Genomic DNA, 12051 nt, shown 5'->3' on the forward strand with positions numbered 1-12051 from the left:
TGAGGATCAGAAAGCTTGTTTGAATCGATGTATTTCATCCGCAGATTATGCACGAATGCTAAGAAATCCGGAGTGCAAATATTAACCAAAAAGAAGATCGTTTTTTGATTTATGAAAGAGATCTTATAAAGCCTTTTCTTGAAGGCAGACTTTATAGGTATAGAAGCATGCCTATTCAGTTTTGGACATTTATACACATCTTCTGCATTGTGAATCTCATAAATTGAACTTCACAATTAGGAGGTGGAGATGTCTACAAATAAAGTGAATATAAATACGCTGATTGATGAAGCAAAGTTCACGCCTTTTCATTGGGGCGTCCTGATCTGGTGTTTGCTGATCATTATTTTTGACGGTTATGACCTGGTGATTTACGGCGTTGCTTTACCATTACTGATGCAGGAATGGTCACTCAGTGCAGTACAGGCCGGCATGTTAGCCAGCACCGCCTTGTTTGGTATGATGTTTGGAGCCATGAGCTTTGGCACTTTGTCCGATAAACTGGGACGTAAAAAAACCATCATGATCTGTGTCGCAATCTTTAGTGGTTTTACGTTTATCGGTGCCTTTGCAACATCACCTGTCGAATTCGGGATTTTACGTTTTCTTGCCGGACTCGGAATTGGTGGCGTGATGCCAAACGTCGTTGCCCTGATGACGGAATACGCACCAAAAAGGATTCGCAGTACACTGGTCGCTTTGATGTTTAGTGGCTATGCCATCGGCGGGATGACATCTGCCTTGCTTGGCGCATGGCTGGTGCCACAGTTTGGCTGGAAAATCATGTTCTTGCTTGCGGGTACTCCTTTACTGTTTCTGCCGATACTCTGGAAATATTTACCAGAATCGCTGATGTATCTGACCAATAAGCAGCAAACGGCTCAAGCGCAAAGCATTATCCGGAAAATTTCGCCGACACAGGTAATTGGATCTGACACCCAGTTCGTCCTGAATGAAGTACAAAAGGGTGATGAGGCACCATTAAAGGCTTTATTTCAGCAAGGCCGTACATTTAGTACCTTCATGTTCTGGCTGGCTTTCTTTATGTGCCTATTGATGGTCTATGCACTGGGTAGCTGGTTACCAAAACTGATGATCCAGGCTGGATATTCACTGGGTACCAGCATGATCTTCCTATTTGCTCTGAATATTGGTGGCATGATTGGGGCTATTGGTGGGGGATATCTGGCAGACCGGTTCCATATCAAAAAAGTACTGACGATCATGTTTCTTTGTGGGGCAGCTTCTTTAATCCTGCTCGGTTATAACAGTCCGCAATTCGTGCTTTATAGCTTGATTGCTGTGGCCGGTGCAGCAACCATTGGTTCTCAAATCCTGCTCTACACCTTCGTAGCGCAATATTATCCATCAACGGTGCGTTCCACTGGCATGGGTTGGGCTTCCGGAATTGGACGTATCGGTGCGATCGTTGGACCGGTATTGACAGGTGCTTTACTCACCATGAATTTACCGCATCAAATGAACTTCTTTGCAATTGCGATTCCTGGTTTGATTGCTGCGCTGGCAATTTTCCTGGTGAACTTAAAAATGTCTGTAGAAGGTCAAGCCCTTGCTACACCTGAGATTCGCACTGATTCTCTCGCTGAAAAAGCAAGTTAATGGATTAAATATCAATTAATAAAGAAAACACTTCTAATGATAGAGATCGCCATCGTAAGCAGTGGTGATCTGTTGTTAGAATCGAGACGCATAATAAAAAAGTGAGTTTAGGATGAACACGAAACAATTATTTAATAATCAAACAATCACATTAAAACGCACGGTTCTGATGAGCATGATGGCAATGAGTTTAGGGGGTATCAGCTTGTCTACCCAGGCACAAACTCCAGCTCAGTCCAATCAGCAGGAAATTGAGCAGTTGCGTCAGGAGGTTCAAGCTCTACGCGCCTTGATTGAACAGCAGCAGACTCAGACAGCTGCTGTGACTGCACCTGTAGCGACAACGCCGGCACCTGCAAATACAGCAGTAGCCCCTGCGAGCAAACCTGTGATGAAAATTGCCAGTGGGGCCGAGTTTAATCTATACGGTAATATCCGTGCTGATGCCTCTTATCAGGCTGAGGGCGGTGCAGCGACACGTATGTATAACCAGATTAATGCCGTACCTCTTGAAGGCACAGGTGAACGCAGTGATGAGTTTAAATCCACGCTTTCAGCCACCCGTTTAGGGATGGATTTTAAAGCGCCCGTGGGTGCTGGGGATAATGCCTTAAGCGGTAAGGTTGAGGTCGATTTCCTGGGTGGAGCTGGTTTTGATAACCTGCGTATCCGTCATGCCTATATCAGCTATGCTGACTGGTTAATTGGTCAAACCTGGTCAAACTTTGCAACTCCGGACTATATACCTGAGACGGTAGATGCACTGGTTTATGCCGGTGGTTCAATTAAACGGACACCTCAGATTCGTCATACCAGTACTTTGAGTCCAGCGACCAATCTGGTGCTTGCAGTAGAAGATCCGAAAGATGCGACCATTACGGGAATCAAACAGCGTTTACCTGCCTTAACAGCACGCTTAAACCACAAATTTGCGGATAATCTTTCTGTCAGCGCGCGTGCGATGGGGAATGAAAAACGCGTGAATGAAGATGAAAAAACTGCATGGGGTGTAGGTGTAGGTGCGAAATACGAGTTTGTTCCAGGCACCAGCCTTAAGGCAGATTATTATCATGTCAAAGGGGATAGCAGTTTTGTCTCTTACGCCAATCCAGGTGTCGTTACAGCTGCTAATGGAGATCTTCTACAGAGTGAATTCGACTCAATTACAGTCGGTCTAACGCAGCAGTTTAATGATAAATTGCGTGGTACTGTAGGCTATGGTTATATGAATTTCGACCAAGATAATGGCTATCTTGCTGCTCCTGGTCTGAATCTAACAGCAGTGAACAAAGACCTTTGGCAGGCTTGGGCTAATGTGTTCTATAACCCTACAAAACCGCTGAGTTTTGGCCTGGAATATGTTTATGGTGAACGTGAAGCATTGGGTGCTGCACCAAATGGCAGTACAAAAGGTGAAGATAACCGAGTGAATGCCGTTGCAATTTACAGTTTCTAAGCTCTAGCGATTTTACATAAGAAACTTAAAGCGTGGATGAGTTAATCCACGCTTTTTGCATGATTCAGGATCACCTCTGCCAGCACATTGACAGCATTTTCTATCTCAGAAGTCCAGTCAAATGAACAGTTCAGGCGAATATAATTCTGGCTGGTATGTTCCGGTTTAAACAGCAAAGCAGGAGCAATGGCAATATTGTGCTGAATCAGCTGTTCATATAAAACCTGACCATCCAGCTGTTCCGGCAATTTGATCCAGAGAAAATAGCCACTAGAATAATAATAAATTTCACAGACTGAATCTAAACGTGCTTTGAGTTCCTGATAAAATTTTTGCTTATACTTTTCCAGCTGCTGTCTTAAATGGCGCAAATGCTTTTCATAATGATGATGGGACAGAAAATCAACCAATGCATTTTGTAATAGCGGACTAACAGTCAAAGTACTCATGAGCTGTAAATGCTGGATTGCATCGGAAAATGGGCCAGCGAAAACCCAGCCGGCCCGCGCACCCATGCCCAGGGTTTTAGAAAATGAAGAGCAGTGCAATACCCGTTGATGCTGATCAAAATATTTTACGGAAACCGGTTTATGAGCGCCGTAATTGAGTTCCTGATAGACATCATCTTCAATCAGATATACCTGATATTCATTCAACAGTTCCGCAATTCTTTGCTTGATCTCTGAATTTACCGTAAAGCCAATCGGATTATGCACATTCAGCATCAGCCAGCAAACTTTGATCGGGTACTGTTTTAGGGCCTGTTCAAATGATTCCAGGTCAAAACCAAACTGCGGATGTTCAGGGATTGTGATGACTTGCAAGCCTAAACGTTCAGCCGCCTGCCAGGCACCATAAAAAATGGTTTGCTGGAGCAGGATAAAATCACCAGGTTGAGTCAAAGCCTGTAAAGACAGATTAAGGGCTTCCAATGCACCAGAAGTAATGACAATGTCATCCGAAGTGCAGTTTATGCCTTGTAACTGATAGCGGTTAGCAATCAGTTGGCGTAATTCCTGATTACCCGGTGGCATATGATTTTGATGGCTATAACTGCTTTTTCTTTTGCTATGCTGCGCCAAAATCTGCATAAACCGGCTGTTATATAACAGTTCAGCATTTGGAAAAGCTGAACCAAAAGGCGCAATATTTGGAGTTTGCAGTGACTTTAAATAATTAAATACCACAGAGTTAATTTTAACTTTGGAGTTTAAGCCAATCTGTACCGCGGGTTCTTTGCTGTTATAGGTTTGAGGTCGCTCCGCAATATAGTAGCCAGATTTATCTTTGGCATAGACCAATCCTTGCGATTCAAGCACCTGATAGGCATTAAGCACCGTCATCAGGCTATAGCCGGACAGTTCAGTTTGTTCCCGTAATGAAGGTAATTTGTCATGCGCCTTCCATGCGCCATTTTCAATCATCTGGCGAATATTTTGGGCTAGCTTTTCAGATTTAAACATAAGAAAATAAAATCTAAACTGTACTAATATAATCAGGATTATATTATGAATAAGTTATTAAAATATAACAAATCAAAAAAATAAGTGGCTAACTGTTATATTTTTTTAAATGAATATTGTATCTATACAGCTGATTTAGGTCTGCTGATAATAAAACTCATAATGCCAGACCAACCTATGGGTGATCATATGAATTCAGAAGACAACAAAGCACCAAAATATGCGGATAGCAGTATTTCTGATGCAGCATTCAAGAAGATGATTCTCTGGTTTGCACTTTATACTGGTTTATTCTGCCTAGGCGTTATCTTTGTAGTAAATGCAGACAAAATTATGATGAGCGGCTTTTAAAATTCTCTTCTCCCTGAACACTATCATCGCCCCAATCTAAATTGGGGCTTTTTTTATGGCACACATTACCAGTTTTATTTTCTACTTTTTCTGCATCCACTCTATGACTTTGTCACAATTTGACACTCACAAAGTCAGATTTCCTTGCTAGATTCAGACTGTTTGATGATAAAAATGAATACAGGCTTTTCGCCAACGCATCATACAGAAATAACAACGATATAGCAGATGGACAAATAACAAGGATAAAGGAGTGAAGCATGCTCGGAAATATGATGTTCCAGCCCTTACTGATCAGCAGCATGATTGAACATGCCGGCCGTTATCATGCCGATACTGAGATCATTTCTAAAAATACCGATACCAGCATTAAAAAGACCAATTGGGGAGAAATCCGGGAAAACTCGAAACGTTTTGCCAATGTATTACAGCAATTCGGTTTGACACTCGACGACCGGGTTGCGACTATTGCCTGGAATAATCATCGACATCTAGAATCATGGTATGCCATTTCGGGGAGCGGGCTAGTTTGCCATACCATTAACCCGCGTTTATTTCCGGAACAGCTGGTATTTATTATCAATGATGCTGCCGATCGAATACTGCTGTTTGATAAAACCTTTGCACCTTTAATTAAAGCCGTCAAACCGTTATTAAAAACTGTAGAACAGTATATCTGTCTGGATGCTGAAGATTCGTCGATTCGTGAAGCCATTCCGGAAGTTCAGTTTTATGACGATTTGCTTGCCCAGCAATCTGCAGAATTTGACTGGCCTGAACTGGATGAAAATACAGCAAGTTCACTGTGTTATACCTCCGGTACGACTGGAAATCCGAAAGGGGTTTTATATAGCCATCGCTCAACAGTGCTGCATAGTTATGCGATTATCATGCCGGATTCCCTGAATGTGGCAGCGCGTGACATCATGCTGCCGGTGGTACCAATGTTCCATGTCAATGCCTGGGGAACCCCATATGCCGCTGCCATGGTCGGTTGTACCTTGGTGTTGCCGGGGCCAGGCCTGGATGGAGCTAGTCTGGTTAATCTGATTGATACGTATAAAGTCTCTGTGGCTTTAGGTGTTCCGACGATCTGGCAAGGGCTGATTGCGGCTGCCCAGCAAAGTGGTTCAAAACTGGAAAGCCTGAAACGGAATGTGGTCGGTGGTTCTGCCTGTCCACCGGCTATGCTGAAAACCTTTAAAGAGCAGTTTAACTGCGAAACCATTCATGCCTGGGGGATGACTGAAACCAGTCCACTTGGTAGTGCCAATCAGCTAAAAACCAAACACCTTGATCTGGCGGATGAAGAAAAAATGCAGATTCGTCTGTCTCAAGGTCGTCCACCGTTTGGCGTTGATTTACGTTTAACCGATGAAGAAAAAGGAACTCAGGAAATTGCCCGGGATGGTGAAACCATAGGTAATCTGCAGATTAAAGGGCACTGGATCATTGATCACTATTTTGGCAAGGAAGAATCTGCGCTCACAGCAGATGGCTGGTTTGATACCGGAGATATTGCTACCTTAAATGAAGATGGCTTTATGAAGCTGTGTGACCGTTCCAAAGATCTGATCAAGTCAGGCGGTGAATGGATCTCTTCAGTCGATCTTGAAAATATGGCGATGGGACATCCTGAAATTGCCATGGCTGCCGTGATTGCGGCACAGCATCCTAAATGGGATGAGCGTCCCGTTCTGATTGCGATTAAAAAGCCAGAGAGTCATGTGAGTGAAGCTGAAATTCTGGATTACTATGCGGACAAAGTCGCTAAATGGCAGATCCCGGATCGCGTGATCTTTGTAGATTCTATTCCGTTAAGTGGAACCGGCAAGATGCTGAAAAAAGACCTGCGTGAACTTTATGGCTCTATCTTGCTGGAACAGGCCGTAGGTTAAGCTATTTCTTTAAAAGGTAAAATTTTGCCTTTTTAACTCACCGAATATTTAAAACAGAAACTGATCTCTTATAAAGAGGTCAGTTTTTTTATATGTTTTTGCAAAAAATATACAGACCAAAAAACCAATTTATTCAGTTCATACAGTTTTAACAGCACTTTCTGGTTAGGATTGTCTTACAAAAAGTCTAACTATGGTTTCTAAGCACATAATTTGACCTACATTGACATGGTGCGAGCTTCAGAATTCTTTATTCTGGACTACATAATAAATAGACAGTTGTACATTAATACTGTCTGCGGAATAGAGGGGATAAAAATGACAAGTATGACAACCTACAAGCCGCATTGGATTCGTGAAGATTTCATTGATTTTGTTGGTGAAAAAATCCATCCAACCTGGGCACTCAAAAAAGTCAAAGCATCGGTCGTGAATATTCAGGCGGTTAGCCCAGACTTTTTCAAAATCCAGTTACGTCCAAATTATAACTTTAACCGCGGGTCATTTCAGGCCGGTCAAAATATCGCGGTGACTCTGCGTCTGGATGGAGTACGTCATCAACGTCATTATTCTATCGTGACCATTTTAAAAAATGGTGATGTGATTATTGCAGTCAAGCAGCAAGGTAAAGTGTCACGTGCCTTAACTTTATTGCAACTAGGTGCAGTGGTCGAGCTGTCTCAGCTACAGGGCGAATTTACCTTATTAAACTCTCCTAAACCGATTCTGTTTCTGGCATCTGGCAGTGGTATTACAGCAATTTATTCCTTATTGCAAAAAGCAGTCGTGCAGTTTCAGCATCCGATTGATCTGATCTATTTCACCCGTGATGATGCATTTCATTCCGAGATCAAAACCTTGGCGTTGATGCATCCTCATCTGAAATATCATCATTTTAATACAGTCGAGCATAAGCAACATCTGAGCCAGCAATTGCTAAACAAGCTGGTACCAGACTTTGAACAGCGTGAAATCTATGCGTGTGGTTCAGCGGGAATGATGAAAACTGCACTCAAAATTGCCGATAAACTGGCGGTGAAATCTAGCTTCCATTCTGAATATTTCCAGATTGCGATGGATGAAAAAGTGAAAGCACAGCCTGTACAGTTTTTAAGATCGCAGCAGGAATTTCAGGCAGAATCTAATTTGCTGGAAAGTGCAGAGCAGGCGGGTCTTCGTCCAGCGCATGGTTGCCGTATGGGTATCTGTAATACTTGCTCATGTACTAAAGTCAGCGGTTCGGTGAAAAACATGCTGACGGGTGAGATCGACCACGGCAGCAATACTCCAATCAAACTTTGTATTTCACAGGCCGTCAGTCCTGTAGTGATTAATTTATAAGCTATTTCAACCATTACTAAACGAATAAGAAGGTGCTCCCATGAATATGCAAATTGATTTTAAAAAATACAGTAAATCTCAATTTCTAAGCTCGGAACAGGTTGAAGAGTTCGGTGCCAAGGTTGATGCTATCCGCCGTGAAGTAATGGAAGATTTGGGCGAGAAAGACGCAGAATATATTTATAAAATCCGTAATTTTGTACGTTATAGCGAGATTGCTTCCCGCGGCATGTTGATGTTTGCAGGCTGGTTGCCGCCAGTCTGGTTAGCGGGCACAGGCTTATTGGGTATCTCGAAAATCGTGGAAAATATGGAACTTGGCCATAACGTGATGCACGGCCAGTTCGACTGGATGAATGATCCGAGTCTGAATGGTTCGACTTATGATTGGGATACTATTTCCACTGGGGATGACTGGAAATACACGCATAATTATATTCACCACACGTATACCAATATTGTCGGTATGGATCACGATGTCGGTTATGGCCTGATCCGTGTCAGTGAATCTCAGCCGTGGGAACTACGTTTTATCTGGAATATTCCTTTAACCATTCAGTTGATGGTGTTCTTTGAGTGGTATGTGGGTGTACAGCGTTTGCATCTGGAAGATGTAATTGCCTATAAAACCAAAACATGGAAACAGGTCTGGGAAGAAGCAGCACCTTTACGCAAAAAAATGCGCCGTCAGGTTCTGAAAGATTATGTATTTTTCCCGATTATTGCCGGTCCAAATGCGATTCCAGTATTTACTGGGAATGCGGTTGCCAATGTGATTCGTAGCCTATGGGCGTCTGCAGTGATCTTCAATGGACATTTCACTGAAGATGCAGAAACCTTTGAAATGGACAATACCGACAATGAAACCCGTGCGGAATGGTATCTGCGTCAGATCCGTGGTTCGAGCAACTTCAGTGGCGCGAACTGGTTGCATATTCTGAGTGGTAATTTAAGCCATCAGATTGAGCATCATCTGTTCCCAGATATGCCAGCAAACCGTTATGCCGAAGTAGCACCAAAAATCAAAGCCTTATGTGCTGAGTACGGGATTCACTATAACGAAGCCAGCTTTATGAAACAGTTCTCGACTGTATGGGTCAGACTGGCGAAATGCTCACTGCCAAATGAATGGAATCAGCAAATTGCAGAAAAAACTCACGCAGTTAAATCGGTGTTTCGTTACTTTAAATCCAAACTTGTAAATTAATTTTTTAAGGTTTCTCTATTATCCAGTTTGGTACTCCTCAATAGATTTGGATGGTCTATTGAGGATTTTTTTACCTGTTAAAAAGTGGTCAGTTCACACGAATTTATGAATGAAATATGAAGATGATTTTCAAAAAATGACGAAGGCGGGACAGATTTACTACCGCTGAAACGCTTCGCCTACAAGCTAAGCGTTTACCTCAAGGAGGTTCTTTTTATAATGGCCGCGTTCTATCATTCAAGGTCTCAGTTTTGAAATATCTTAAATATTTTTCAGGCATCTCACTTTTATTGCTGTTAACCGCGTGTAATACCCCGGAAACTCCAGCACCAGATTATCAGGGGAACTGGAAAAATACACTGGAAAATCCAAAATTGGAAAATATCCTGGTAATTTCCAAAAATGGTGAAAACTATTTCATTACCAATACCATTAAAGATAAAGAAAGCGGCAAAACCGACAAGAAAAATCCGATGCCCGCTTCAGTCGCTGATAATGGTCTGCTTCAGATTAATTCAGGTACAGGTGTCGTTGATTTCGCGATTGACGAAAAAACTGGCAATCTGGTCGGCTCAGGCTCCGTCTATAAAAAAGCCAAATAATGCTCTAATCTAATCAATTCAGAGATAACACGAAAAATGCCATGAACAGAAAGGATTCATGGCATTTTTTTAATTCACCAATTTTATGAGACCAGCAAAATCTTCTACAAAATAATCTGCCTTGGCTTTAATCAAATCCATTTCATGCGCAGAATACTGGTCGTAAATTGCCACGACATCAATCCCCGCATTGTTGGCAGCTTCCACCCCAATTAAAGAGTCTTCAATAATCAGGCAATCTTTGGCCACAATTTCAAAATGCTGGAGCGCATTTAAATACACTTCTGGATGCGGTTTGATATTCTCAACATTTTCGCGAGTCAAGATAATCGCAAAATCATCATCAAAACTGATTTTCTGATTAATCTTCTGGTTATTGTCCTGATAACGCTGCACATTGAACAAGCTGGTGGTAGTCGTGAGTGCCAATTGTATCCCTTGCTGTTTTAAGGCTTGAATCAGCAGCTCAGCTTGCGGTTTGAGTTCAATCACATGATCCAGAAAATGCCGTGAAATATGATAACGACGGTTTTTAACCTCTTCCTTGCTGGGTTCAAAACCATATAGCTCTTTTAAATAGCCACAATATTCTAGATAAGGATCGGGCATACGTCTAAAGGCTTTCAGTTGCAGGTCACGCAGTTGCTGAATCTGATCCAGACCGACTTCGATCCCCGATAATTCTAGAATCAGGGCAGCATCCACCTGGTTCCAGATGCCGACGGAATCAATCAAGGTGCCATCCAAATCAAAACACACCAGCTTTTTGCTCTGAAACATCCAATACCTTTCTTAATTCAATCATAAAATTCTACAAGGCCAAGTATAGCGTAGGTGGGATAGGGGTTTAAGCAGTTTTAATCGAACAACAGGGACCTGATTAAAATCAGGATTACATGACTTTAATCAGAGAAAAATAAAATGATTTTTTTATCAAAGAGGCAGGATCATTACATTGTAAATGCATGCAAAGTGTTATATTTAAGTATTGGCGCTTGATAATTTTCCGCAGATGATAAGCCGGCCAGACGATTAAAAAGTTAAAGGAAATGGGTTGCTGTGTTTGAACTAGACTGTAAATTGCTCAGTATTTTTTATTATGTGTATAAATTCAAAAATGTATCACAGGCAGCCGATTACCTTGAAATGAGCCAGCCGACGGTGAGTAACCTGCTCAATAAAATCCGGCAGCATTATCACGATCCCTTGTTTTTACGCATCGGCAATGAAATGTTGCCAACTGAACTGTCCAAGCATTTGTTTCCTTTGGTCAGTGAGGCCTTAAGCAAGGTTGAAGCGATTAATAACTTCACCATCGACTTTGATCAAGCCACTTCACAGCAACAATTCACCTTGGCCATGACCGACGTTTCGCATCTGGTGTTGCTGCCTAAAATTTCTCAATACTTAAAAGAACATGCCTCACATATCCGTCTGAATGTGCGCCCGATTACGTCAGAAACCAGTTATCTGATGGCCAATGGCGAAATCGATCTGGCACTGGGTTTTTTACCGAATCTGGAAAATGGTTTTTATCAGCAGAAACTGTTTGAACAATATTATGTGGTGATTGCGGCGAAAGACCATCCGCGTCTGACCGGTGACAGCATGACCACAGAAGACTATCTGCGCGAAACCCATATCGATATTGATGCCGGCATGGGGCATTATCATATTGAAAACGAGTTGCTGAATCTGGAACTGAAGCGTGACATCCTGATGCGTCTGCCAAGTTATCTCGGTGTAGGTTTGGTGGTGCAGGAAACCGATGCGATTGCCACCGTGCCGTACTATTTAAGTGAAGTGTTGTTGTCTCGCGGCAATCTGAAAATCTTTAATGCACCGATTGCGTTCCCAACCTATGCAGTCAAACAGTACTGGCACATGTCCTGCCATCACAAGATCAGTCATCAGTGGCTACGGCATACCTTGCATGAAATTTTAACGAAATAGCGTGCATGTTCAGTGTTATTTAGAAATGGTTAATCTCAACGTTTAAAAATCCTGGTCTAGGCTGGGATTTTTAGTTTTTGGTACATCTTGATTCATTAAAAATGTGATTTGCACCTTCATTGTTCATTTCATAAGTCAAATCAGTATTACTTGAATGAAA

10 protein-coding genes are annotated in these 12051 nt (G+C 42.3%); 8 read left to right on the forward strand and 2 right to left on the reverse strand.

What is annotated here, in order from left to right; all coding sequences use genetic code 11:
- Window positions 1-249: 249 nt before the first annotated feature.
- Window positions 250-1620, forward strand: coding sequence for an MFS transporter (locus tag FTV31_RS06005; RefSeq protein WP_180013632.1), 1371 nt, complete (start codon window positions 250-252; stop codon window positions 1618-1620).
- A 112-nt stretch (window positions 1621-1732) separates the two neighbouring features.
- Window positions 1733-3076: a DcaP family trimeric outer membrane transporter gene (locus FTV31_RS06010; RefSeq protein ID WP_180013634.1), complete on the forward strand. Its 1344-nt coding sequence runs from the start codon at window positions 1733-1735 to the stop codon at window positions 3074-3076.
- Between the two features lie 41 nt (window positions 3077-3117).
- Here the strand turns inward: FTV31_RS06010 and FTV31_RS06015 are convergent, their stop codons facing one another.
- A complete protein-coding gene (locus FTV31_RS06015) occupies window positions 3118-4539 on the reverse strand; it encodes a PLP-dependent aminotransferase family protein (protein WP_180013636.1) in 1422 nt (473 codons plus the stop codon).
- A 189-nt stretch (window positions 4540-4728) separates the two neighbouring features.
- Between FTV31_RS06015 and FTV31_RS06020 the strand changes: the two genes are divergently transcribed.
- The 5 genes from FTV31_RS06020 to FTV31_RS06040 all read left to right on the forward strand — a co-directional run bounded on the left by FTV31_RS06020 (window position 4729) and on the right by FTV31_RS06040 (window position 9938).
- Window positions 4729-4890, forward strand: a complete 162-nt coding sequence (locus tag FTV31_RS06020) for a hypothetical protein (protein WP_166138668.1) — start codon at window positions 4729-4731, stop codon at window positions 4888-4890.
- A 260-nt stretch (window positions 4891-5150) separates the two neighbouring features.
- The gene (locus FTV31_RS06025; RefSeq protein ID WP_180013639.1) at window positions 5151-6788 is read left to right on the forward strand and encodes a long-chain-fatty-acid--CoA ligase; all 1638 of its coding nucleotides are present in this window, start codon (window positions 5151-5153) and stop codon (window positions 6786-6788) included.
- 318 nt (window positions 6789-7106) lie between these two features.
- A complete protein-coding gene (locus FTV31_RS06030) occupies window positions 7107-8129 on the forward strand; it encodes a flavin reductase family protein (protein ID WP_180013641.1) in 1023 nt (340 codons plus the stop codon).
- A gap of 40 nt (window positions 8130-8169) precedes the next feature.
- A complete protein-coding gene (locus tag FTV31_RS06035; RefSeq protein ID WP_180013643.1) occupies window positions 8170-9336 on the forward strand; it encodes an acyl-CoA desaturase in 1167 nt (388 codons plus the stop codon).
- Window positions 9337-9587: 251 nt separating this feature from the next.
- Window positions 9588-9938: a hypothetical protein gene (locus FTV31_RS06040; RefSeq protein WP_159122938.1), complete on the forward strand. Its 351-nt coding sequence runs from the start codon at window positions 9588-9590 to the stop codon at window positions 9936-9938.
- Between the two features lie 69 nt (window positions 9939-10007).
- On the opposite strand, the gene FTV31_RS06045 is transcribed toward FTV31_RS06040, so the two are convergent.
- Entirely contained in the window at window positions 10008-10718 is a 711-nt protein-coding gene (locus FTV31_RS06045) for an HAD family phosphatase (protein WP_180013645.1), read from the reverse strand.
- 279 nt (window positions 10719-10997) lie between these two features.
- Between FTV31_RS06045 and FTV31_RS06050 the strand changes: the two genes are divergently transcribed.
- Window positions 10998-11891 (forward strand): LysR family transcriptional regulator, encoded by an 894-nt coding sequence (locus FTV31_RS06050; RefSeq protein ID WP_034587124.1) that lies wholly within the window; start codon window positions 10998-11000, stop codon window positions 11889-11891.
- The last annotated feature ends 160 nt before the right edge of the window (window positions 11892-12051 follow it).

The sequence above is a fragment of the Acinetobacter sp. YH16031 genome (assembly GCF_013417335.1).
Lineage (GTDB): Bacteria > Pseudomonadota > Gammaproteobacteria > Pseudomonadales > Moraxellaceae > Acinetobacter.